25 protein-coding genes are annotated in these 23354 nt (G+C 71.1%); 4 read left to right on the plus strand and 21 right to left on the minus strand.

Annotated features, from left to right (window positions below):
- Window positions 1-280 precede the first annotated feature (280 nt).
- The 15 genes from dprA to ffh form a co-directional block, all read right to left on the minus strand.
- On the minus strand, window positions 281-1462 hold the full coding sequence (dprA, locus tag ACFY1H_RS19745) for a DNA-processing protein DprA (RefSeq protein WP_386948132.1): 1182 nt from the start codon (window positions 1460-1462) through the stop codon (window positions 281-283).
- Between the two features lie 142 nt (window positions 1463-1604).
- Entirely contained in the window at window positions 1605-3116 is a 1512-nt protein-coding gene (locus ACFY1H_RS19750; protein ID WP_386948135.1) for a YifB family Mg chelatase-like AAA ATPase, read from the minus strand.
- Entirely contained in the window at window positions 3116-3808 is a 693-nt protein-coding gene (locus ACFY1H_RS19755; RefSeq protein ID WP_386948138.1) for a hypothetical protein, read from the minus strand. The genes ACFY1H_RS19750 and ACFY1H_RS19755 overlap by 1 nt, the downstream gene beginning before the upstream one ends.
- Entirely contained in the window at window positions 3808-4188 is a 381-nt protein-coding gene (locus ACFY1H_RS19760; protein ID WP_386948142.1) for a YraN family protein, read from the minus strand. The genes ACFY1H_RS19755 and ACFY1H_RS19760 overlap by 1 nt, the downstream gene beginning before the upstream one ends.
- 457 nt (window positions 4189-4645) lie before the next feature.
- A complete protein-coding gene (locus tag ACFY1H_RS19765; protein WP_003096226.1) occupies window positions 4646-4969 on the minus strand; it encodes a DUF2469 domain-containing protein in 324 nt (107 codons plus the stop codon).
- Window positions 4966-5844 carry a ribonuclease HII gene (locus tag ACFY1H_RS19770; protein WP_366580911.1) on the minus strand — a complete coding sequence of 293 codons (879 nt, stop codon included), beginning with the start codon at window positions 5842-5844 and terminating at the stop codon, window positions 4966-4968. The genes ACFY1H_RS19765 and ACFY1H_RS19770 overlap by 4 nt, the downstream gene beginning before the upstream one ends.
- A gap of 42 nt (window positions 5845-5886) precedes the next feature.
- Window positions 5887-6798, minus strand: coding sequence for a signal peptidase I (gene lepB, locus ACFY1H_RS19775; protein ID WP_366580909.1), 912 nt, complete (start codon window positions 6796-6798; stop codon window positions 5887-5889).
- 31 nt (window positions 6799-6829) lie between these two features.
- Window positions 6830-7198 (minus strand): 50S ribosomal protein L19, encoded by a 369-nt coding sequence (rplS, locus tag ACFY1H_RS19780; RefSeq protein ID WP_360599997.1) that lies wholly within the window; start codon window positions 7196-7198, stop codon window positions 6830-6832.
- Between the two features lie 167 nt (window positions 7199-7365).
- Window positions 7366-8112: a tRNA (guanosine(37)-N1)-methyltransferase TrmD gene (gene trmD, locus ACFY1H_RS19785; RefSeq protein WP_366580907.1), complete on the minus strand. Its 747-nt coding sequence runs from the start codon at window positions 8110-8112 to the stop codon at window positions 7366-7368.
- Entirely contained in the window at window positions 8113-8628 is a 516-nt protein-coding gene (gene rimM, locus ACFY1H_RS19790; RefSeq protein ID WP_366580905.1) for a ribosome maturation factor RimM, read from the minus strand.
- A 21-nt stretch (window positions 8629-8649) separates the two neighbouring features.
- A complete protein-coding gene (locus ACFY1H_RS19795) occupies window positions 8650-8889 on the minus strand; it encodes an RNA-binding protein (RefSeq protein ID WP_003103110.1) in 240 nt (79 codons plus the stop codon).
- Window positions 8886-9329, minus strand: coding sequence for a 30S ribosomal protein S16 (gene rpsP, locus ACFY1H_RS19800; protein ID WP_386948150.1), 444 nt, complete (start codon window positions 9327-9329; stop codon window positions 8886-8888). Before rpsP ends, ACFY1H_RS19795 begins: the two co-directional genes overlap by 4 nt.
- Before the next feature lie 205 nt (window positions 9330-9534).
- Entirely contained in the window at window positions 9535-10326 is a 792-nt protein-coding gene (locus ACFY1H_RS19805; protein WP_366580902.1) for a type II CAAX endopeptidase family protein, read from the minus strand.
- Between the two features lie 96 nt (window positions 10327-10422).
- Entirely contained in the window at window positions 10423-11496 is a 1074-nt protein-coding gene (locus ACFY1H_RS19810) for an amidohydrolase family protein (protein ID WP_366580900.1), read from the minus strand.
- Window positions 11493-13037, minus strand: coding sequence for a signal recognition particle protein (gene ffh / locus ACFY1H_RS19815; protein WP_366580899.1), 1545 nt, complete (start codon window positions 13035-13037; stop codon window positions 11493-11495). Before ffh ends, ACFY1H_RS19810 begins: the two co-directional genes overlap by 4 nt.
- A gap of 218 nt (window positions 13038-13255) precedes the next feature.
- Between ffh and ACFY1H_RS19820 the strand changes: the two genes are divergently transcribed.
- Together ACFY1H_RS19820 and ACFY1H_RS19825 are read left to right on the plus strand one after the other, a co-directional pair.
- Window positions 13256-15049: an ABC transporter ATP-binding protein gene (locus ACFY1H_RS19820; RefSeq protein ID WP_386948155.1), complete on the plus strand. Its 1794-nt coding sequence runs from the start codon at window positions 13256-13258 to the stop codon at window positions 15047-15049.
- Window positions 15050-15058: 9 nt separating this feature from the next.
- On the plus strand, window positions 15059-15511 hold the full coding sequence (locus tag ACFY1H_RS19825; protein ID WP_366580895.1) for a MarR family transcriptional regulator: 453 nt from the start codon (window positions 15059-15061) through the stop codon (window positions 15509-15511).
- A 1242-nt stretch (window positions 15512-16753) separates the two neighbouring features.
- Here ACFY1H_RS19825 and ACFY1H_RS19830 read toward each other — a convergent pair.
- The 4 genes from ACFY1H_RS19830 to ACFY1H_RS19845 are packed head-to-tail and all read right to left on the minus strand — an operon-like array spanning window position 16754 to window position 21287.
- Window positions 16754-17239, minus strand: coding sequence for a hypothetical protein (locus tag ACFY1H_RS19830; protein WP_386948158.1), 486 nt, complete (start codon window positions 17237-17239; stop codon window positions 16754-16756).
- Between the two features lie 26 nt (window positions 17240-17265).
- Entirely contained in the window at window positions 17266-19563 is a 2298-nt protein-coding gene (locus ACFY1H_RS19835) for a [protein-PII] uridylyltransferase (RefSeq protein WP_386948161.1), read from the minus strand.
- Window positions 19564-19902 carry a P-II family nitrogen regulator gene (locus tag ACFY1H_RS19840; protein WP_285969503.1) on the minus strand — a complete coding sequence of 113 codons (339 nt, stop codon included), beginning with the start codon at window positions 19900-19902 and terminating at the stop codon, window positions 19564-19566.
- The gene (locus tag ACFY1H_RS19845; RefSeq protein WP_366580889.1) at window positions 19899-21287 is read right to left on the minus strand and encodes an ammonium transporter; all 1389 of its coding nucleotides are present in this window, start codon (window positions 21285-21287) and stop codon (window positions 19899-19901) included. Before ACFY1H_RS19845 ends, ACFY1H_RS19840 begins: the two co-directional genes overlap by 4 nt.
- A gap of 174 nt (window positions 21288-21461) precedes the next feature.
- Between ACFY1H_RS19845 and ACFY1H_RS19850 the strand changes: the two genes are divergently transcribed.
- Together ACFY1H_RS19850 and ACFY1H_RS19855 are read left to right on the plus strand one after the other, a co-directional pair.
- On the plus strand, window positions 21462-22316 hold the full coding sequence (locus tag ACFY1H_RS19850) for a putative RNA methyltransferase (protein ID WP_386948164.1): 855 nt from the start codon (window positions 21462-21464) through the stop codon (window positions 22314-22316).
- On the plus strand, window positions 22298-22909 hold the full coding sequence (locus ACFY1H_RS19855; RefSeq protein ID WP_386948167.1) for a (2Fe-2S)-binding protein: 612 nt from the start codon (window positions 22298-22300) through the stop codon (window positions 22907-22909). Before ACFY1H_RS19850 ends, ACFY1H_RS19855 begins: the two co-directional genes overlap by 19 nt.
- 4 nt (window positions 22910-22913) lie before the next feature.
- Here ACFY1H_RS19855 and ACFY1H_RS19860 read toward each other — a convergent pair whose 3' ends face one another.
- A complete protein-coding gene (locus ACFY1H_RS19860; RefSeq protein WP_386948170.1) occupies window positions 22914-23090 on the minus strand; it encodes a hypothetical protein in 177 nt (58 codons plus the stop codon).
- Window positions 23071-23247 (minus strand): hypothetical protein, encoded by a 177-nt coding sequence (locus ACFY1H_RS19865; protein ID WP_386949426.1) that lies wholly within the window; start codon window positions 23245-23247, stop codon window positions 23071-23073. Before ACFY1H_RS19865 ends, ACFY1H_RS19860 begins: the two co-directional genes overlap by 20 nt.
- Window positions 23248-23354: the final 107 nt, after the last annotated feature.

Here is a 23354-nt window from a genome sequence, read left to right on the forward strand (position 1 = left end):
CGGGCGGTGCGCCGACCGGCCGAGCACCCCGGTCGTCGCCGTTCGCCGAGGTGCGAGCGGGTGGTGCAGCGCCGGCGGGTGCGGCATCGCGCGACCGAACGTCGTGTCCGGCGCGGATCAAGAACCTGCGGACCGGCGCGGATACTGGGCCGCAGCGCCCGGCGCGATCCGGCGTCGAGCGGTCGGGCCCAGGAACGAAGGTCGGTGCCGCTCGCTGCGGACCGATTCGCGGCCACGTGCCGCCGTCCGCCGTGCGGCTGAGTGGGGCAATCGGAGCCGGTCATTTCGGTGCCGAGCGGACGATGCGGCGCCAGCCGGTGTCGCCGCGGACGGTGAAGCCGTCGATTTCCAGTTCGGGCAGGAGGGCGCGCACGCGGTCGACCGGGACGCCCGAGGCGGTGGCGACTTGGTCGGCCGAGCGGCCGGCGCGGGGGACGAGGGCTTCGTAGACGCGGAGGGCTTCCGGGGCGAGGACGTCGGTGGGGCGGCGCGGCCTGGGGTTTTCCGGTTCGGGTGCGGGGCCGAAGCGGCCGACGGTGTCGATCACCTCGTCGACGGAGGTGACGAGGGTGGCCTTGCAGTCACGGATGAGGGCATGGCAGCCGGCGGAATTGGCGGACTGGACGGGGCCCGGCAGCGCCATCACGACTTTGCCGAGGACGCCCGCGGTGGTGGCGGTGTTGCGGGCGCCGCTGCGGATGCCGGCTTCGATGACGACGGTGCCGTCGGTGAGGCCGGCGATGAGGCGGTTGCGGACGAGGAAGCGGTGGCGCGCGGGCGGGGTGCCGGGGGCGTACTCGCTGACGACGGCGCCGCCGTTGTCAGCGATGCGCTTGAGCAGGTCGACGTGGCCGGCGGGGTAGCCGATGTCGACGGCGCAGCCGAGCACGGCGACCGTGACGCCGTCGGCGCCGAGGGCACCGCGGTGGGCGGCGCCGTCGATGCCGAGGGCGGCGCCGGAGAACACCGGGACGCCGCGGGTGGCGAGACCGTGGGCGAACTCGGCGGAGTTGTGTTCGCCGTAGTTGGTCGCGAGGCGCGCCCCGACGACGGCGACCGCGCGGTCGGCCGCTTTCGCGAGGTTCGCGCCGCCGCGAACCCAGAGGGCGAGCGGGGCCGCGACGTTCTCGACTCCGCGGCCGCTCGCGACCGCCAGCGAGAGCAACGGCCACGCCGGCCATTCGTGGTCCTCGGGCACGACCAGGCGGGCCTGGGTTTTCGCGGCCGTCTCCAGGTCTTGCTCGGCGAGATCGACTTCGCGCCGGGCGGCGGTTTCGCGGCGGACCCGTTCAGGGCAGTCGCCGCTGCGGACGCGGGCCGCCGCCTCGACCGGGCCGCGTTCCCCCACGAACGCGACCAACGCCGGCGCCGGGGGCTCGGCGACGCGCAGCAAGTACGCGCGGGCGAGGCGTTCTTCGTCGGTGGCGGTGGCGACGGGCTGTTCGGTGGGCAGGGCCGTCATGCCGCACCTCGCAGTCTCACGAGCGACAGCCGGCGCGGCGCGAGGACGGCGCGGACGCGGGCGGGATCGCGTTGGGGCGGATTGTGGGGATTCGGGACGAGACGCAGGCGGCGTTTCACGGCGGATTCCTTTCGGGGGCGGGTCATGCGGCGGTCCTTTCGCGGAAGTCGAGCGCGGCGGCGACGTGGTCGGGGGTCGGGTGGGGTGTGGCGGAGAGGTCGGCGAGCGTCCAGGCGATGCGGAGGCAACGGTCAGCGCCGCGAGCCGTGAGGAGGCCGCGGTCGAGAGCGCGGTCGAGCAGGGCGGTGGTCGCCGACGGCAGCACGAACTCGCGGCGGAGGGCGGGGCCGGGGACGTCGGAGTTGGCGCGCCAACCGTTCGTGCGCCAGCGGTGGGCGGCGCGATCGCGGGCGGCCAGGACGCGGGCGCGGACCGTCTCGGAAGATTCGGGCGCCGTGGACTGGTGGGCGGAGATGGCGGTCAGCGGACGCAGCCGCACGCGGAGGTCGACGCGGTCCAGCAGCGGTCCGGAAATCCGCCCGAGGTAGCGCCGGCGGACGATCGGCGAGCAGATGCAGTCGGTCTCACGCGGCGGCGCGCAGGGGCATGGGTTGGTGGCGAGGATGAGCTGGAATCGAGCCGGGTAGCGGACGGAGCCCTTCGTGCGGGCGATGCGGACCTCGCCTTCTTCGAGCACGGTGCGCAGCGAGTCGAGGCGGTGGCCGCTGAATTCGCAGACCTCGTCCAGGAACAGCACGCCGCGATGGGCCCGGCTGATGGCGCCGGGCGTCGCTATGCCGCTGCCCCCGCCGACGAGCGCCGCGACAGTGATCGAGTGGTGCGGCGCGACGAATGGCGGCACGGTCACCAGCGGCGACGCCTTCGACAGGGAACCGTCGATGGAGTGGATCGCTGTGACCTGCAGTGATTCCTCTTGGGACAACGCGGGGAGCAGGCCTGGCAGGCGTTTGGCGAGCATGGTCTTGCCGACGCCGGGTGGGCCGGTGAGCAACAGGTGGTGCCCACCCGCGGCGGCGACCTCCAGGGCCCAGCGGGCTTCCGGTTGGCCGACGACGTCGGCGAGGTCCGGTACTTCCGGCGGCTCCGCCGCGACGGGTTCGGGGCTCGACTCGAGTTCGCCTTCGTCCTTGAGCCACGCGACGAGGTCAGCCAGGCGCGAGACGCCGGCAACTTCGAGGCCGTCGACGAGCGCGGCTTCGTAAAGCGACTCCGTCGGGACGACGGCTCGCTCGTAGCCGGCGGCCCTTGCGGCCAGGAGGCCCGGCAGCACTCCGCGGACGGGTCGGATGCGGCCGTCGAGGGCCAGCTCGCCGAGGAGGATGGTGCGGAGGAGCTTGGTGGCCGGGACGGCTCCGTTCGCGGCGAGCACCGCGGCGGCGATGCCGAGGTCGTAACCCGAGCCGACCTTGGGAAGGTTGGCCGGCGACAGGCCTAGCGTGACTTTGCCGTCCGGCCAGGGCTGGCCGGAGTTGCGGACGGCCGAGCGCACGCGGTCCTTGGCTTCTCTCAGACCGGCGTCGGGCAGGCCGACCAGGGTCACCCGGCTGAGCCCGCCGCCCAGGTCGGCCTCGATCTCGATCACGCGGCCTTCGATGCCCAACAGCGCGACGCTCCATGCTTTGGCGATGGGCATCAGGCCACCTCCGCGACGGTCGACTGGGTTGCTGCGCTGAAGTCGCAATGGTGACGCCGAAGATCGAGCGGCGCGCGGCTACGAGTCCGTTCGATGAGCACCACGCCGTGCGTGGAACTTGCGCACGTCACCGGGTCGGGTTCGGCATGGCAATTCACCGGCAGCGCAAAGCGATAGATGTCTCCACGCGGAACCCCATCGCTCGCCGCGGTCACAACACGGCCGGTGTGGTGACGGCGGAGATCGAGCGGCGCGCGGTCGTGAGTCCCTTCGATGGGAACCACGCCGCGGCCGGAACCCATGCAAGTCAACGGAACCCCATCGTTCGCGGTAATCACACAGGTCTCCGAGGCAGGTTCGGCATGGCGGCTCCACCGCGACGCATAGCCGCGGGCGGTCTTGGTGGTGGTAGATCCATGCCCAGCGACGACAACGCGAGCCGCTCGGCTGAGCTCGAACCCGAAGCTCGGCACTAGTGCACGACGGTTCGGCTTGGCGATGGACAAGATGCCGCCAAAAGCAGAGAAGTGAGGCACTGAAGCCCGGGCCGGCGCGATGTGGTGGTTCCGGGCCAGCGCAACGGAGGGCTGCTTCCCGAGCGCGCCGGCTTGGCGGGAGTCGTGAGGGCCGGCGGGGTGGGACAGGTGCGGGTGCGGCATCGGCGGGAAGTGGTGGGCGGTGGTGATGGGCATCAGAAGGCTCCCGCGATGTGGTGGACCTGCGGGTGGGCCCCGGAGGGGGCGAAGACGGTCACGACGTCGTAGCGGGTGCGGCACCAGCCGACGCGGTGGGCGCGCAGCCAGCGTTGGGCGGCGCGGTGGATGCGGGTGATCTTTTCGTCGGTGACGGATTCCGCGGGGGTGCCGAAGGTGCTGGTGGCGCGGGTTTTGACCTCGCAGAAGACGACCCGGTCGCCGTCGGCCAGGACGAGGTCGAGTTCGCCCTCGCGGCAGAGCCAGTTGCGGCTGAGTACCACCAGGCCCGCGTTCTGCAGGTGCCGGGCCGCCAGGTCTTCGCCCCAGCGGCCGAACGCGCGGCGCCACTGGGCGGCCGGGTCCGGGCCGTCGTTCATCGCTCCCCCTCGGTGCGCCGTCGCCGGGCCTTTGCCGGGCTGTCACGGTGCGTGTGCGATCAACCGTCGCAGAGTGACGGAGGAGGGCGCCAGGGCCGAAAAGTCGAGCTGTGGACAACTGGGGGGTTGTGGATAAACGAGGCAAGAGGAGCGAAAGGCGGCGTGAAAATGTCGGGGTCGGGTGCTAGCGACTGGCACCGACATTTTCACCAGGCAACGGAGCAGGTCGCGGTGGCCGCCGCGGCGCGACGAATCGACGGGGGCGGCAATGCGGGGGCGGGCAATGCGGAGCCGGCCAAACCGAGGCATCGAGCTCCGGGACATCGATGCCACACACAAGCCGCGCAGACGGCTCGAAATCGGCGTTCCAGCAGCGGCCGGGGCTGACGAGGGCCCGAGACACAAAACGGCCACCCGGGCGCGAAGCCCGGGTGGCCGGTGAAAACCGTCTGAGACCTCAGCCCGAGAAGGGGCCGTCCTCGGGGAGGCGCAGGTCGGGTTTGTCGAGTTCTTCCACGTTGACGTCCTTGAACGTGATGACGCGGACGTGCTTCACGAAGCGGGCGGGGCGGTACATGTCCCAGACCCACGCGTCCGACATGCGGACCTCGAAGTACACCTCGCCGCCGCCGTCGCGTACCTGTACGTCGACTGCGTTGGCCAGGTAGAACCGCCGCTCGGTCTCCACCACGTACGAGAACTGGCCGACGATGTCGCGGTACTCGCGGTACAGCGAGAGCTCCATCTCGGTCTCGTACTTCTCGAGATCCTCTGCGCTCATGAAATCCGCGCCCCTCCTCGCGTTCGTCTTGCTGCTCCGGCGGCGGAGCGTTCATTCTTACCCACCGAGCGGGCCAGGGCACGGACCGGCGCGCTCGGGTTTTCCCGAGAACCATTCTCCTCTTCGGCGGCTTCCGAAGCCGCGTTCTCCAGAGCAGCGTAGGTGAGCACGACCGGGTGCGGTGGGGTGAGTCCGTGTGCGAGGGCCGCGGTGGCCACATTCGTGTAGGACCAGCGGTGCGCGGGGCTCGGGCCGTGCTCGGTGAGAGCCCGCAGGTGGTCGGCGGTGCTGTAGCCCTTGTGCACGTCGAAGCCGTAGTGCGGCAGCTCGTCGTGCAGGCCGGCCATGATGCGATCGCGCGTCACCTTCGCGAGCACCGACGCGGCGGCGATGCTGGCCACGCTGCGGTCGCCCTTGATGACCGCGACGTTGGGCGCCGGGATGCCCGGCACGGGGAAACCGTCGGTGAGCACATACCCCGGATGTTCGCGCAGAGCGACGACCGCGCGCCGCATCCCCTCGAGGTTCATCACCCGGATGCCGAGCAGGTCGACCTGTTCGGACGGGATCACGATCACCGCGTAGTCGAGGGCGCGCTTGAGAACCAGGTCGTAGACGCGGTCGCGGGCCTTGGCGGTGAGCAGCTTCGAGTCGGTGAGCTCCGGCAGTCGCGCGCCGTCGCCGGGGCGCAGCACGCAGGAAGCCACCACGAGCGGGCCCGCGCACGCACCGGCGCCGGCCTCATCCACCCCGGCGACGGGGCCCAGGCCACGGCGTTCGAGAGCACCCTGCAGACCCCAGAACAGCTCGCCACGCACGACGGCGCGCGGCGGCCGCAGGGGTTCGGCCGGGGTTCGGGGAGCGGGAACGGTCACAACTGGAATACCCGTCTGACGGACCTTCTCGGGTGGGGCACCCTAACGTCTCGCCTTGCGCAGGCCCGCCTTCACCCGCCGGCCGACGAACAGCGTGGGCACCGCGGCGGCGAACCCGACGCCGAGCGGCAGGCCCTCCTGCCAGGCCGGGGCACCGAGGGCCACCGGCTGGGCGTCGGCCTGCGGATCGTGGTCCGTGACCCCGCCCCAGCGGCTCGGCGGGAACACGATGATCCGGGCCTTGCCGATCACGTCGTCCACGGGCACGGCACCATTGGCACCGCCGCCGCCCTGGAACCGCGAGTCGGACGAGTTGTTGCGGTTGTCGCCCATCACCCACAGGGTGCCTTGCGGCACCTTGACCGGCGCGAACGAGTCCTGCATCGCGTGGTCGGGGTTCTCCCAGTGGATGTACGGCTCGTCGAGGGCCTTGCCGTCGACGATCACGCGGTTCTGCGGATCGCAGCACTGCACGGTCTGGCCGCCGACGGCGATCACGCGCTTCACGAAGTCGCGCTCGTCCGGCGGGGCAAAACCCACCAGCGAGCCGAGACCCCGCAGGCCGCGGACGATGATGTTGCTGGATTCCTGCGGCGCGATCTCGTTCTCGGTCCACGCGGGCGGACCCTTGAACACGATCACGTCACCCGGCGAGGGATCCGTGAAGTCGTAGGTGACGCGGTCGACCAGAATCCGGTCGCCCGTGCAGCCGGGGCAGCCGTGAAGCGTGGCCTCCATGGACCCCGAGGGGATCATGAAGACCTTCGCCAGGAAGGCCTGGATCAGGATCGTGAGCACCAGGGCGATCGCGATCAGGATCGGCAGTTCCTTCCAGAACGACCGCTTCTTCTGAGGCTTGCCCCGCCGGTGGGACCCCCGACGTTCCTCGGAACGAGACTGTTCCGAGTCGTCGGGGTCGTCCTCATCGGCGTTCTGGGGCACGGGGTCGACCACGTCGCCAGGCTACCGGGTACCGCGTGGGCACTCAGGAAGCAGAGGTGGTCTCGCGGTTCTCGCGGCGCTCCTTGATCTTCGCCTTCTTGCCGCGAAGGTCGCGCAGGTAGTAGAGCTTCGCGCGCCGCACGTCGCCGCGCTTGAAGACCTCGACCTCGGCCAGGTTCGGCGAGTGCACCGGGAAGGTGCGCTCGACGCCCACGCCGAACGAAACCTTGCGCACGGTGAAGGTCTCGCGGACGCCGCCGCCCTGGCGACGGATCACGACGCCCTGGAAGACCTGGTTGCGCTCGCGGTTGCCCTCGATGACGCGGACGTGGACCTTGAGCGTGTCGCCCGGACGGAAGTCCGGGATGTCGGAACGCAGTGACTGCGCGTCCAGCGCGTCCAGGGTGTTCATCGGTGGTCCGTCCTCGTCGATTCGGTAGTGCTTGCGTACGTCTCCCCGGGCGCGCAGCAGTGCTGCGGCCGTACCCGGGAGCTGATGGCGGGCTCGTGAACGAGGCGGTCCACTCACGCCAACCTGTCGATTATGGCAGAGGCGCTGGTGCTCGCTTCGCACGGGGTCTAGCCGAGGTCCTCGCCGAGCCGGTCGAGTACCTCGTGATCTCGGCTGTTCAGACTACCCTCCGGCAACCGGGCCAGAAGATCCGGGCGCCGCAGGGCCGTGCGTTCCAGCGCCTGGTCGCGCCGCCAGCGCTCCACGAGCGCGTGGTTCCCGGAGCGCAGCACGTCGGGCACCGCCAGGTCGCGCCACACTTCCGGGCGGGTGTAGCTGGGGCCTTCGAGCAGCCCGTCGGAGAACGAGTCCTCGGCTGCCGACCGCGCGTTGCCGAGCACGCCCGGCAGCAGCCGGACCACGGCCTCCACGATCACCAGCACCGCGGCCTCGCCGCCGACCAGCACGTAGTCGCCGATCGACACCTCGTCCACGGGCATGCGGCGCGCGGCGTCGTCGACCACCCGCTGGTCGATGCCCTCGTAGCGGCCGCAGGCGAAGACCAGGTGCTTCTCCTCGGCGTACGCGTGGGCCAGCTCCTGTGTGAACGGCTTGCCCGCCGGCGTCGGGACCACGAGCCGCGTGTCGGGCCCGCAGACCTCGTCGAGTGCCGGGCCCCAGATCTGGGGCTTCATGACCATGCCGGGGCCGCCGCCGTACGGCGCGTCGTCGACCGCGCGGTGGACGTCGTGGGTCCACTCGCGCAGGTCGTGCACGCCGATCTCGATGAGGCCGCGGTCGATCGCCCGGCCCAGCAGCGCGGCGCGCAGCGGGTCGAGGTACTCCGGGAAGATCGTGACGACGTCGATGCGCATCTAGGCCTCGTCCAGCAGGCCCTCGGGCGGGTCCAGCACCACGCGCCCGCCCGCGACGTCGACCGTCGGGACGATCGCGCGCACGAACGGCACGAGCACCTCACGACCGTCGACGTCGAGCTCCAGCAGCTCTCCCGCCGGCGAGTGGACGACCTCGACGACCTTGCCCACGACCGTGCCGTCGGCCAGCTCGGCGCTGAGGCCGGCCAGCTCGTGGTCGTAGAACTCGTCGGGATCGTCCGTCGGCGGCAGGGTGGCGGTGTCGGCGAGCAGCAACGCGCCGCGCAGCGTCTCCGCGACGTCGCGCGTGAGGACCTCCTCGAAACGCACCAGCAGCCGCCCGCTGTGTTCGCGGGCGGCTGCGATGGTGAGATCCCTCTTGCTGCCGTCACGCAGCTGCGTCGTGACGACCGCACCGACGGCGAACCGCTGCTCGGGCGAGTCCGTGCGCACGTCCACCGCGAGTTCCCCGCGAATGCCGTGCGCCTTGGCGATGCGACCGACTACGACGTCCATCCTGACCGTTTCCGAAAGGGCTCAGCGATCGGTGTCGACGACGTCCACGCGGACGCCGCGGCCACCGATGCCGCCCATCACGGTGCGCAGAGCGGTCGCCGTGCGACCGCCCCGGCCGATCACCTTGCCGAGGTCGTCGGGGTGCACGTGCACCTCGAGCGTGCGGCCACGGCGGGTGGTCAGCAGCTCGACCCGGACCTCGTCCGGGTTGTCGACGATCCCGCGCACCAGGTGCTCGAGGGAGTCAGCGAGAAAACTCACTCGGACTTCTCGCCCTCAGCGGCTTCGGCCTTCTCGGCCTCGGCCTTCTTGGGAGCGGACTTCTTCTTCGGCGTGGTGGCCTCGGTGGAGGGCTCCTCACCGGCCGCGGCCAGCGCCGCGTTGAACAGGTCCTGCTTGGACGGCTTCGGCTCGGCCACCTTCAGGGTGCCCTCGGCGCCCGGCAGGCCCTTGAACTTCTGCCAGTCGCCGGTGATCTCGAGGATGCGCTGGACCGGCTCGGTCGGCAGGGCGCCGACGCCCAGCCAGTACTGGGCGCGGTCGGTGTCGACCTCGATCAGGCTCGGCTCTTCCTTCGGGTGGTACTTGCCGATCGTCTCGATGGCCTTGCCGTCCCGGCGGGTGCGCGCGTCGGCGACGATGATGCGGTAGTACGGCGCACGGATCTTGCCGAGGCGCTGCAGCTTGATCTTGACGGCCACGGGTGTGGGTACTCCTCAGTGCTGGTGCAGGGTGGGCGTACGTCGACCGCGTGGGGACACGATCACGGGCGCCCGAAACAGGAGCCCCCGAACGGTGAGAGGGTCCGGACGGAAGCGGGCAAGCGAACATTCTGCCAGATGGCTCGAAGTGCCTGCGCAGGGCCTCGCAACAGCGGCCCGGGCCGACGTGACACCCACGCCACACCTACGCGACGCCGAGCGAGCTGAGCAGGATCGCGACCGAGGGCAGGAAGTTGTTCATCGAGTGCGCCACCACACTGCCCGGCAGCCGGCCCGTCGCGAAGCGCGCCAGGCCGATCGGCACGGCGATGACCAGCAGGAGCGTGGTCCGCAGCGGTTCGAGGTGGCTGGCGGCGAACACGGCCGTGGACAGCAGGAAAGCCGCCATGCGGCCCCATCGCTCACTGCGCCACTGCAGCCGCTCCACCGCGCCCCAGAGCAGGCCGCGGTAGATGACCTCCTCGCAGATCGGCCCGAGCAGCCAGAGGTAGACGAACGTCACGATGGCCGCCGACACCGACATCTTCCGGTCGTCCACCAGCGCGCTGATCGCCGACGTCGCGTCGGCCGAGCCCACGATCTCGGTCCACACCCAGGCGCTCAGCGACGTGAGCACCAGCCCGAGCAGGCCGAACTTGAAGCCGATCTTCACGTCGGACCAGCGCCACTCCAGGCGCAGGTCGAGCTTGGGCCCGTTGCCGCGCACGACCGTGGCCAGCAGCGCGACGCCCGCGGCGATCATCGCGGGCAGCATCGTGCCCAGCAGCACCGTGCGGATCGGCAGTGGCTGACCGGCCGGGGGATCGCCCAGCAACGCACTCACGAACGCGGCCGACGCGATGAGCACGGCCTCCACGAGCAGGAACGCCCCGAAGCCCCACCGGTGCGGCGGGAACTCGCGCGGGGTGGCCACCAGGTCCTCCGGACGGATCGGCGTGGCACCCGGAATCGGTTCCCGGGGCTGGGAAGTGGTCACGCCCGCCCTCCGGTGATCGCTCGGCTCACCGGTCGAGCCTAGCCGCCGAGGAGACTTCGCACAGTACTCGGGCGATCACCGGCGCAGGACGTTGTTTCAGCCGAAAACCGTGCCCCGCAGGACGATGTGCGACGGGTGGCGCAGCACCGCGAGGTCCTCCCGCGGGTCGGCCGGGTACACGATCAGGTCAGCCGGCGCGCCGTCCTCGATGCCAGGGTGGCCGAGCCACTCGCGGGCGGCCCAGGACGCGCTCGCCAGCGCCTGCTCGCGCGTCATGCCGGCGCGGTGCAGCGCTTCGACCTCGTCGGCGATGAGGCCGTGGGCGACCATGCCGCCGGCGTCGGTGCCCGCGAACACGCGCACGCCCGCCTCGACGGCGGAGGAGACCATGTCGGCGACGCCCGCGTGCAGCGCCCGCATGTGCGCCGCGTACGTGGGGTACTTCGTGGCCTGGTCGGCGATGCCGGGGAAGTTCTCGATGTTGATCAGCGTGGGCACGAGCGCCACGTCGCGGCGCGCCAGCTCGGCCAGCTGGTCCGGGTTCAGCGCGGTGCCGTGCTCCAGGCAGTCGATGCCCGCGTTGATGAGTCCGGGCAGGGCGGCTTCGCCGAAGACGTGGGCGGTCACGCGCGCGCCGAGCTCGTGCGCGACCCCGACGGCCTCGGCCAGCACGTCGTCGGGCCACAGCGGCGCGAGGTCGCCCTCGCCGCGGTCGATCCAGTCGCCGACGAGCTTGACCCAGCCGTCGCCGTCCCTCGCTTGCTCCGCGACGGCTTCGGGCAGCAGCGCGACGTCGTCCAGCTCGATGGCGAAGCCGGGCACGTAGCGCTTCGGCAGCGCGAGGTGGCGGCCGCAGCGGATGATCGTGGGCAGGTCGGCGCGCGCCTGCAGCGGCCGCACGTCGAGCGGCAGGCCGCAGTCGCGGATCAGCAGTGTGCCCGCGTCGCGGTCGGTCGCCGCCTGCTCGGCGGCCTCTTCCACCGGCACCGCGCCGCGCGGGCCGAGGCCCGGGTGGCAGTGGGCATCGACGAGGCCGGGCACCAGGAACCCGCCGGTCGCGAGCGTTTCCGCACCGGGGACGGGCTCGAACGAGATGCGCCCGTCGGTGATCCAGAGCTCACGCGGCGAGCCGTCGGGCAGGACGGTGCCGGAGACGTGCAACGCGCTCAATTGTTGCCCGGGTTCTTCGGCAGCTTGAACTTCGACGGGTCGAAGCCCGGCACGTCGTTCATGCCGCCGAGCTGCGACAGGTCGGGCATCCCGCCACCGGTGGGCATGCCACCCGGGGGCAGCATCGGCATGCCGCCGGGGAAGCCGCCTCGGACCTTGGGCTGCGTGGGGCCGCGCCCCTTGCCCTTCTTCCCCTTCTTGCCCTTGCGCGTCTTGCTGCCGCCACCGCCGCCGAAGCCGAAGCGCCCGGCCATCTGGGCCATCATCTTGCGGGCTTCGAAGAAGCGGTTGACCAGGTCGTTGACCTCGCGGACGGTGACGCCCGAGCCGTTGGCGATGCGCAGGCGACGCGAGCCGTTGATCAGCTTCGGGTCGTCGCGCTCGGCCGGGGTCATGCCGCGGATGATCGCCTGCAGCTTGTCGAGGTGCTTGTCGTCGACCTGCGCGAGCTGGTCCTTCATCTGGCCCGCGCCCGGCAGCATGCCGAGCAGGTTGCCGATCGGACCCATCTTGCGGACCGCGAGCATCTGCTCCAGGAAGTCTTCCAGCGTCAGCTGGCCACTGGTCAGCTTCGCCGCGGCCTTCTCGGCCTGGTCCTGGTCGAAGTGCTGCTCGGCCTGCTCGATGAGGGTGAGCACGTCGCCCATCCCGAGGATGCGCGAGGCCATCCGGTCGGGGTGGAAGGTGTCGAAGTCCTCGAGCTTCTCGCCGTTGGACGCGAAGAGGATCGGCTGGCCGGTGACCTCGCGCACGCTCAGCGCCGCACCACCGCGGGCGTCGCCGTCGAGCTTCGTCAGCACCACGCCGGTGAAGCCGACGCCGTCGCGGAACGCCTGGGCCGTGGTCACGGCGTCCTGGCCGATCATGGCGTCGACGACGAACAGGATCTCGTCCGGCTGCACGGCGTCGCGGATGTCCGCGGCCTGCTTCATCAGCTCTTCGTCGACACCCAGGCGGCCCGCGGTGTCCACCACCACGATGTCGTGCTGCGCGTGCTTGGCCTCCGCGATGGCGCGGCGGGCGACGTCCACCGGGTCGCCGACGCCGTTGCCCGGCTCCGGCGCGAACGTGACGACCCCGGCGCGCTCGCCGACGACCTGCAGCTGCGTGACGGCGTTCGGGCGCTGGAGGTCACAGGCCACCAGCATCGGCGCGTGACCCTGCTTCTTCAGCCACATCGCGAGCTTGCCGGCGAGCGTCGTCTTACCGGCACCCTGCAGGCCGGCGAGCATGATCACCGACGGCGGGTTCTTCGCGAGGTTCAGCCGGCGCGTCTCGCCGCCGAGGATGCCCACGAGCTCCTCGTTGACGATCTTGATGACCTGCTGCGCCGGGTTGAGCGCCTGCGAGACCTCGGCGCCCTTCGCCCGGTCCTTGATCCGGGCGATGAACTCCTTGACCACCGGCAGCGCGACGTCGGCCTCCAGCAGCGCGATGCGGATCTCGCGCGCGGTGGCGTCGATGTCGGCGTCGGACAGCCGGCCCTTGCGAGACAGCGTCTGCAGGGCGGCGGTGAGCCGATCGGAGAGGGTGTCGAACACGGGTGTGCACGCTCCAGCTGGGTCGTCGTTCGCGTACCGGGTTTCGCTGGGCGACCCCGGCAACCTCCCAGGGTAGCGGTCCGGGCCGAGCTGCCTCGCGGGTGCGCGAACCTTCGACAGAAGGTTAGTACGCACATGCGTAATAACCTTGATCGCCACTCCCTGTCAAAGCAAGAAAAACGCTCGACTCGACAGCCCAAATCGGTAAACATCTGCGTATGACTTCAGCGACGACGCCGCGCCCTTCGCTGGCCGAACCGGAGGCGGACACCGACGAGAAAGTGCCGTTCAGCCGCATCGCCGCGCTGTTCCGGCCGCACCGGGCGCAGATGGCCGCGCTGTTCGCGCTCCTGGTGGTGCAGGCCGGGCTCGGCGTCACGTCGCCGTTCCTGCTGCGGGCGATCCTCGACGACGCGCTCCCCCACCGCGACGCGCTGCTGGTGAGCGTGCTGGCGCTGGGGATGATCGCCGCGGCGCTGGGCTCGGGCGCGCTCGGCGTGGCGACCACCGGCCTGTCGAACACGATCGGGCAGCGCGTGATGAACGACCTGCGCGTGTCGGTCTACGGCCACCTGCAGCGCATGTCGCTCGGCTTCTTCACCCGCACCAAGACCGGCGAGATCCTGTCGCGGGTGTTCAACGACATCGGCGGCGTGGACAACGTGGTCACGACCACCGCGGCGTCGATCGTGCAGAACGGCACCACGGCGCTGGCGATCGCCGTCGCGATCCTGATCATGGACTGGCAGCTGGCCCTGCTCTCGCTCGTGGTCGTGCCGTTGTTCCTGCTGTTCACGCTGCGGCTGGGCGGCAAGCAGCGCAAGCTCGCCCGCGGCCGGACCCGGCGGATGGCGCGGCTGACGACGATCGTCGAGGAGTCCCTGTCCGTCACGGGTGTGCTGCTGGCCAAGACCATGGGCAACGAGCGGCAGATGCGGGAACGCTTCGCCGAGGAGTCGCGCGAGGTCGCGGCGCTGGAACGCAGTGCTGCGCTGGCGGGGCGCTGGCAGCGGGCATCGCGGGTCATGAGCCTCACGATCATCCCGGCGCTCGTGTACTGGGTCGCGGGGCTGGAGCTGGCGGGCGGTTCGGCGCCGGTTTCGCTGGGCACGGTGGTGGCGTTCACGAGCATGCTCAACCGGCTGCTCGGGCCGGCCACGGCTATGCAGACGTTGAGCCAGAGCGTGGCCGCGGCGAAGGCGCTGTTCGGGCGGATCTTCGAGGTGCTCGACCTGCGCGTGGAGATCGGCGACCGGCCCGGCGCCCGGCAGCTGGCCGTGCGCGAAGGTGCAGTGTCGATGCGGTCGGTGTCGTTCCGCTACGACGACGAAGAACCGTGGACCCTGCGCGACATCGACCTCGACGTGGCGCCGGGCACGACCACGGCGCTGGTCGGCTCGACGGGCTCGGGCAAGACCACGCTCGCCTACCTCGTCGCCCGGCTTTATGAGGTGACGGAAGGCCGGGTGGCCATCGACGGCACGGACGTCCGGGACGTCACGCTCGCGTCGCTGGCCGCGGGGGTCGGCTTCGTGTCGCAGGAGACGTACCTGTTCCACGCGTCGGTGCGGGAGAACCTGCGTTTCGCCAAGCCGGACGCCACCGACGCGGAGATCGAGGAGGCCGCGAAGGCCGCACACATCCACGACACGCTCGCGAAGCTGCCCGAGGGCTACGACACGGTCGTCGGCCAGCGCGGATACCGGTTCTCCGGCGGGGAGAAGCAGCGGATGGCGATCGCGCGGATCCTGCTGCGCAACCCGCCCGTCCTGATCCTGGACGAGGCCACGAGCGCGCTCGACAACCGCACCGAACGCTCGGTGCAGGCGGAGCTCGACCGGCTCGCCGCCGGCCGCACGACGCTGACCATCGCGCACCGGCTGTCCACTGTGGAGAACGCGGACCAGATCGTGGTGCTCGACGCCGGCCGGATCGTGGAACGCGGCACGCACCCGGAACTGCTGGCGCTCGACGGCCGGTACGCGCGGCTCGTGCGCGGGGAAACCGCCTAATGTGGCGATATGCAGACCGAAGCCGACACCCGCCGTGCCGACGAGCTGGCCGAGCTGGCCCGCCACGTCCGGGAGGGAGTCGGGCGGCTCAACTGGCGCATGCGCTCGGAGGCGGACTCGCCGTCGCCGGGCCCGACGGTGCTGGCCGTGCTGTCGCGGCTCTACCGCGCGGGCACGCACACGCCGAGCGAACTGGCGGAGGCCGAGCGGATGCATCCGCAGTCGCTGACCCGCGTGCTGGCTTCGTTGACGGCGCGGGGGTTGATCACGCGGACGGCGGACCCGTCGGACGGGCGGCGGTCCCTGCTCGACATCACGCACGCCGGACGCGTGGTGCTGCGGGACTACTCGATCTCGCGCGAGCAGTGGCTGGCGGCGGCGATGGAGCGCTCGTTGAGCCCCACGGAACAGCAGCTGTTGCGCATGGCCGCGGAGCTGATGGTGCGGATGGCGGATTCCTGAGCTCCCCCAGGGGTTCCGGGACGCGGCCGCTCCCCACGGCCGGCCCCGGAACCTTGGCGGAAGGGCTCACCTCCCCGGGAGCCTTCCGCCGCGTGCACGCCAGACGGGTGCCCCGTCGCCCGCTCGCCAGACCCCCAGTACCGGGCGAACGCGTTCCGCCTTGCGTTGGGGAGAAGTCTGCCGGGGCACGGGCCGGCGGGGCAGTGTGAAGACCCCCAACCGGAGTTAGGTAGGACTACTCAAGCCGTGGTTCTTCGCGGCCTTCGGTGGCGCAGGTCGTGGCGACCACGGTCCTCCGGTGGAGGGATTTCGGCAAGCATGCGGTTCGAGGGCGGTTCCCTCGTGGGGTGCGCCGTCGGTGCTACAAGCGGGTGTCGGGGCCGGCGGACTCGCTCACGCACTCGAACGACGGCTCGGCTTCGGCCAGTGCTTCGGCTGAACAGCCGACTGCGCATGCTGCTGCCTGGAGTACCTCGGTGACCACCTCGACGTCCACGGATGGCGCGGCCGCCAAGGCTCCGTTGCGTACGTCGACGCGGCCCGCGAGGGCGGCGAGAGCATGGGCTAGGGCGTGCTGACCTGCGACGAGTTGGGTGACTACTTCAGTGAGCTCGCGGAGTGTCGCGGTTTCGCCGTCGGTGCGTAAGGAGCCGGCTAGTTCTTCGGCGCAGGAACGCAGGTGTGCTGCGACGACGGTGGGTGGGAGACAGAGTCTTGGCAGGTTTTGCTCGGAACCCAGCACGTCACACCCCGCCCTCTGCACGGCTGCTCTGGACTCGCGCCATATTGCCACTGGGATTCGTGTTTGCTAGTGCGACACCCCGATCGTGTGATGGGTGGTGGGGTGGTGTTTGCGGGTGGGGACGGTTGGGGGGGCTTGGGTGTTGGTCCGTTGGTCTGGGTCCTCGCAGGGCGTGTTGCGTCAGGTGTGCACCCCGAAGCTGGATTGTGTTGACGGCCGGTGAGGCGTTGTCAAGGCGGGAAAGCGTGCCTTGACAACGCCTCGCCGGCCGCAAAGAGGCTTCGGATCGGGGTGCCGGGGCGGGGCTGGGTGCAGGTTTCGTCGCGTGGGTGGGCGGCGGTTGGTGGGGTTTGCGCGGCCTGAGTGGGGCGTGGGTTGGGTGGGCGGGTGGCGGTTGGGTGGTGGCCGGAGCGCCCCAATGTGGCGTTCGGTGCGGTGAGCGCAACCAACGCCGCATTGGGGCGCGGTGGGTGGGGTGGGGTGTTTGCGAGTGGGGACGGTCAGGGGGTCGGGGCGAGTGTTTCGAGCCAGTTGGCGAGGGTGGTGAAGTCGGCGTCGGTCAGGCCGGTGTGGGGGTCGACGCGGTGTAGCGGGGCGGCGGTGGGGTGGTGTGCGGACACCCAGGCGCGGTCGGCGGGTGAGATTTCGTCGTCGGCCCAGGCGAAGGGGCGGCCGGCGGCGAAGGTGAGCAGTGGGCGGGTTTTCCAGTGCAGGCCGTCGGCCTCTGAGTCGGTTGGGTCGTCGACGAGTGGCAGGGGTGGTAGGCCGAGGCGTGGGGCGATGACGTCGTTGGCGTCGGTCAACCAGGTTGTGGCCCAGACGAGGTCGCAGGGCAGCGCGGCGAGGCGAGTGCCGTGGGTGGGGTCGAGGCGGGCCAGGAGAGGGTGGTCGGCCGGGCCGGGCGGTGGTGGGAAGAGTGGGTAGTCCGAGGCGCCGAAGGGGATGAGGGGGCCGTCGACGTCGAGGAAGAGGAGGGGGCGGGCCACGGGGGAAACCGTAGCCCGCCCCGTGGTTACGAAGCGGCGGTCAGTACGGCGTCCTCGACTTTGGCGCGCCAGGGGGAGTCGACGCGGCCCGTGGAGGGGCTGACGGCGAAGGAGTCGACGACGGCGCCGCCCAAGGTGGTGGCTTTGGCCCAGTGCACGGAGGCGCCCGAGCGGCTCAGGGCGCGGGCGACGCGGAAGAGCAGGCCGATGCGGTCGGTGGCGCGCAGTTCGAGCACCACGGTGTTGGGGCCGCTGGTTTCGTCGTCGAACCAGAGGACCTTGGGCGCCACGACGGCCGACGCGGTGGTGGCGTAGTCGCGTTCCTTGGCGGCCAGGCGTTGGGTCAGGGGCAGGGTGCCGGCCACGGCGCGGGAGAACTGTTCGCGCAGCAGCGCCGAGTCGGGTAGCGAGCCGAACTTGGGTGAGGCGGTGAAGACGCCGACGCGGTCGCGCAGGACGGCGGCGTGGACTTCCAGCGAGTTGAGCGCCAGGACGCCCGCGGCGGGCGCCAGGAGCTCGGCGCGCGACGGGACGGCGAGGGTCACCGTGACGACCTTGCCCTGGGCGGTGATGCGGACCTCGCCGATTCCCGACCGGACGGCTTCGGCCATGAGCTCGCGTTGGGAGCTGTCCAGGGGGTCGGGCGGGGTGAAACCCTTGCCGTGCAGGGATTCCTCGCCGGCCGCGACCAGGTCGGCGAGCAGGCGCGCCTTCCAGTCCGTCCAGACGCCCGGGCCGGTGGCCAGGGAGTCGGCCTGCGTCAGGGCGTGGAGCAGATCGAGCAGGACGACGTCGCCGTCCAGGGTTTTGACCACGCGGGACACGGTGGCGGGGTCGGCGATGTCGCGGCGGGTGGCGGTGTGCGGGAGCAGCAAGTGGTGCCGGACCATGGCGCTAACCGTTTGCACGTCGGCGGAAGGCAGACCGAGGCGGGCGGCCACCTGGGCGGCGATGTCGGCGCCCAGTTCGGAGTGGTCGGCGTCGCGGCCTTTGCCGATGTCGTGCAGCAGCGCGCCGATCAGCAGCAGGTCGGGGCGCGCCACCGTGGTGGTCAGGCGGGCGGCCTCGACGCACGCCTGCACGAGGTGCCGGTCCACCGTCCACTGGTGCACGGGCGAACGCGGCGGCAGGTCGCGCACGGCGCCCCACTCCGGGAACAGCCGGGCCCACAAGCCGGTCCGATCGAGGGCCTCCACGGCGTCGACCAGGCCCTCCCCCGCGCCGAGGAGCTCCACCAACGCGTTGCGGGCCTCGTCCGGCCACGGAGCGCGCAGCTCGGGTGCGGAGTCGGCCAGAGTGCGCAAAGTGCCGTGCGCGATGGGTTTGCCCGTGCGCGCCGAAGCAGCGGCAACGCGCAACAACAGAGCCGGGTCCTTCGCGGGTACGGCGTCGCGCGCCAGTGACACCTCGTCGCCGTGCAGCACCACGCCCTCGGCCAGCGGGGTGCGTGTAGGCCGCCGGCCGAACCGCGGCCGGGAAGGTTCCGCTGTGGACCGAAGGGCGACGTCCACCGCGTAGGCGATCGTCCGTCCCGCCCCGGAAAGCTTGCGCGCCAAGGCGAACCGGTCGGCGAGCCCGAGCTCCGAAGCCACGACCTCGGCTTCAGGGGCGCTCAGAATGTCCCGCTCACGGCGAAGCTCCCGCCGCAGCTCCGTGCGCGCGTCGAGCAGCAACGTCTTGGCCGCCAGCAGCTCCTCGCCCGGACGCGCCGTGAGCTGCGCCAGCGCCAGCGCCTCCAGCACCGCGAAGTCCCGCAGTCCCCCGCGGCCGTGCTTGAGGTCCGGTTCCGCCGACTGCGCGATCTCGCCGCTGCGCCGCCAGCGCGTGCGCACCGAGTCGGCCAGCTCGTCGAGCCGCTTACGGGCCGTGCGCCGCCACTGGTCGCGTGAGGCGGACGCGAGCCGCTCGGTCAGCTCGGCGTCGCCCGCGAGATGGCGTGCGTCCAGCAAGCCGAGCTGCGTGCGCAGGTCCTCCGAAGCGACCTTCAGTGCTTCGCCCGGCGTACGCACCGAGTGGTCGAGCCCGAGTTTCGCGTCCCACAGCGGATACCACAACGCGTCGGCGAGTTCGCCGACGCGTGGGTTCCCGTTGTGCACCAGCACCAGGTCCAGATCCGAGAACGGCACCAGCTCACGCCGCCCCAGGCCGCCGACGGCGACCAGCGCGACACCGGGATCAGCGGTGTCGACGCCGGCCGCCGAAGCGCCCTTCGCGAGCCAGAATTCGTACAGGTCCACCAGGGCCGCCCGCAGCGCGGCCGGACCGTGGCGTCCCGTGAGCAGCTGTTCTCGAGCCCGGACCAGTTCACCCCCGTGAGTGCTCACCTAGAGCGCGTCCGCTCCGCGCTCGCCGGTGCGCACCCTGATCACGGTCTCGACCGGCGTCACCCACAGCTTGCCGTCGCCGATCTTGCCCGTGTGCGCGGCGGTGGTGATGGCGTCGAGGACCTTCTCGACGTTCGCGTCGTCCGTCACGACCTCGATCTTCAGCTTCGCCACGAAGTCCACGGAGTACTCGGCGCCGCGGTAGACCTCGGTGTGGCCCTTCTGCCTGCCGTAGCCCTGGACCTCGCTCACGGTCATGCCGAGCACGCCCAGCTGCTCCAGCGAGGAGCGGATGTCGTCGAGCGTGAACGGCTTCACGATCGCGGTGATGAGCTTCATGCCTTGGTCTCCTCGAACTTCGCAGGGGCGATGGCGGACTTGACCGGGATCGTGGTCGGCTGGCCGAGCCCGCCGCCCATGCCGGTGAAGTCGTAGGCGCTCTCCGCGTGCTGCGCCTCGTCGATGCCGCTGACCTCATCCTCGGTGCTGACGCGGAAGCCGCCCGCCTTCTTGATGATGAACCCGATGATGAAGGACAGGATGAACGAGTACGCGAGCACCGCGCCGGCCGCAGCCGCCTGACGGCCCAGCTGGGTGAAGCCGCCGCCGTAGAAGAGCCCGTCGGCGCCGAGGGAGTTGACGCTCGTGGTGCCGAAGAAGCCGATGAGCAGCGTGCCCACGAGGCCGCCGACGAGGTGGACACCCACGACGTCGAGCGAGTCGTCGAACCCGAAGCGGTACTTCAGCGACACGGCCAGCGCGCACAGCACACCGGCGATCACGCCGATCGCGATCGAGCCGAGCGGGCTCACGAACCCACACGCCGGGGTGATCGCGACCAGACCCGCGACGGCGCCGGAAGCGGCACCCAGTGTCGTCGGCTTGCCGAACTTCAGCTGCTCCACCAGCAGCCAGCCGAGCACGGCGGCCGCGGTGGCCACGGTCGTGTTGGTGAACGCGACGGCCGCGAGGTCGTTGGCGGCCAGCGAGGAACCGGCGTTGAAGCCGTACCAGCCGAACCACAGCAGCGAGGCGCCGAGCAGCACGAACGGCACGTTGTGCGGCCGTCCGGTGTCCTTCGGGAAGCCCTTGCGCTTGCCCAGCACGATCGCCAGCGCCAGGCCCGCCGCACCGGCGTTGATGTGGACCGCGGTACCACCGGCGAAGTCGAGCGCCTTCAGGTTGTTGGCGATCCAGCCGCCGACCGAGTTCTCACCGAGGAAACCGTTGAACGAGAACACCCAGTGCGCCACCGGGAAGTACACGATGGACACCCAGATGACCACGAACAGCGTCCAGCCCCAGAATTTCGCGCGATCCGCGATCGCACCGGAGATCAACGCCGGCGTGATGATCGCGAACATCAGCTGGAACATGCAGAACGCCAGCAACGGCAAGGCGTCCGGGCCCGGCCAGGGGACGGCCGGAGCGGAGTCCGTGGCCGCCGCGGCGAAGCCGACCAGCTTGCCGAAGGTGTCCGACAGCCCGGCGAGGTCGAAGTTGCCGACCAGGCCGCCGAAAGCGTCGTTGCCGAAGGACATGGAGAAGCCGAAGAGGACCCACAGCACCCCCACCACGGCCAGCGCGATGAAGTTCATCATCAGCATGTTCAAAACGCTCTTCGCGCGGACCATGCCGCCGTAGAAGAACGCCAGTCCCGGTGTCATGAGCATGACCAGCGCGGCGCCGGCCAGCACCCACGCGGTGTCTCCTGCGTTCAGCACAATCGTCCTCCCGTGCCCTGGGTAGATGACCCGGAAGTCTTGGTTCCGGGTGTTTCGCGGGGCGGCGCCGAAGGTTTCGCGGGCGTGAACTCATCCGTGGCGCTTGTTACGGGAAGGTTTCCCGCCACGCGGGGTGGGGTGTCCGATTGCGAAACGTCATGGTCGAATAGCCGCATGACCTCGGCCGGACCCGGAAATGACCCACTGCCACGACGGGTCGTGGACGCCCTCCGGTGTTCGGTGTGCCTTGCCCCGGTCGGGCTAACGGGCCGCACGGTGCGTTGCGAAGACGGTCACTCGTTCGACTTGGCCCGCCAGGGTTACGTCAACCTGTTGCACGCACGCATCCCCGCCGGAACCGCCGACACCGTGCCGATGGTCGAGGCGCGTTCGGCGCTCCTGAATTCCGGCGCGTACGCGCCCCTCGCCGACGAGCTCGCGCGCGTCGCCGCGCCGGCCGCCACGGGCCTCGTGATCGACGCCGGCGCCGGCCCCGGTTACTACCTCGCGCGCGTGCTCGACGCCGCGCCCGAGGCGACCGGACTCGCGTTGGACGTCTCCGCCGTCGCGCTGCGCCGGGCCGCCCGCGCGCACGAGCGGCTGGGCGCCGTGGTGTGGAACCTGTGGGAGCCGTGGCCCGTTGCCGACGGTGTGGCTTCCGTGGTGCTCGACGTGTTCTCCCCGCGCAATCCCGCCGAGTTCCACCGGGTGCTCGAGCCCGGCGGCGTGCTCGTGGTGGCCGCGCCGCTGCCCGGGCACCTCGCCGAGCTGGGCGACCTCGTGCTGTCCGTGGACGAGCACAAGGAGCAGCGGCTCGAAACGGCGCTGGGCGACCGGTTCACGCGGGTGTCGCGAGTGGACGTGGTGCACACGGCGCCGTTCACCGCGCGCCAGGTGCACGACGTGGTCGCCATGGGTCCCGCCGGTTTCCACCTCGACCGAGACGGGCGTCGGGAGCGCCTGCTCGCCGCAGAAGGCCGGGGCGTGACGCTCGCGGTGGGGGTGAGCGTGTGGCGGCGGCAGCCGTGACGCCCGCCACGCTGCTGGCCGACGCGACGTGGGTGCGCGCCCGCATCGGCGGTGCCGCGAAGCTCTACGGCTGCGCGCCGCCGGAGGTGGTCGGCACGATCTGGTGGTACTCGCTGTCGTCCGTGCTCGTCGCGCCGACCATGGAATCGCTCGCCGCCGGCGGTGAGGTGCTGGACCCGTCGCTGGACGCCGTCGAGCTCGACATCGTGCCCGACGGGCGGTTCCTCGGCTCCCGCTCGGCGCGAGCGCTGAGCGGCCCGCTCGGCCCGGCACTCGGCGCGGCGCTGAGCACGGCCATCACCACCATCGCCGAAGTCACCGGCGCCCGGCCACGAGCGCTGGGCGCCATCGCGACGGACTCGATCGCCAACCGCCTGCTGTGGGCTTCGGCGCCGCACCTCGCGGCCGACGTCGTGGCGTCCACCGGCCTCGGCCTGCCCGCGCCGCGGTACGTCACGGTCGGCCGCACGCAGGCCGTGAAGCGGGCGTCGTGCTGCCTGATCTACGAAGTGGGCAACCCGAAGTGCGTCAGCTGCCCACGGCAGACGCCCGAGGAGCGCGACGCACGACTGCGCGCGGCCCTCGGCGGCTAGCAACTCAGACGCCGAGCTGGCGCCACAGCGAGCACTTCGACTGCGCCTGCGGGTCGATCGGCCCGACCCGGTCCGGGGCGAACCGCTGGACGCGGGCGCCTTCCGAGAACTTCGGCCAGGTAGGTGGGCCCGCGCCGGTGGGCTCGCCCGGGCGGGCGAAGTTAGTCCAGTGCCCGATCATCGTGCGGGACAGCCGCTGCTGGGCCGCGTTGCCCCTGGGCTTCCCAGAACAGGTAGCCCATCTCCAGGCCGTGGGCCGCGCCGAGCGGGAAGCCCTGCGGCACGGCGTAGCCCGGGATCGACGGCGCGTTCTCGTCGGCGAAGAAGTACGTGTACACCGGGCGCCCGGCCGAGGCGAGGGCCTGGGCGTCGGCCGCGGTCGGACAGTCCCAGCCATCGTCCGTGGTGGCGGCGGCCCAGGACAGCGACGCGGCGAAGGGCCCGG

This window comes from Amycolatopsis sp. NPDC001319 (assembly GCF_042896185.1).
Taxonomy (GTDB): domain Bacteria; phylum Actinomycetota; class Actinomycetes; order Mycobacteriales; family Pseudonocardiaceae; genus Amycolatopsis.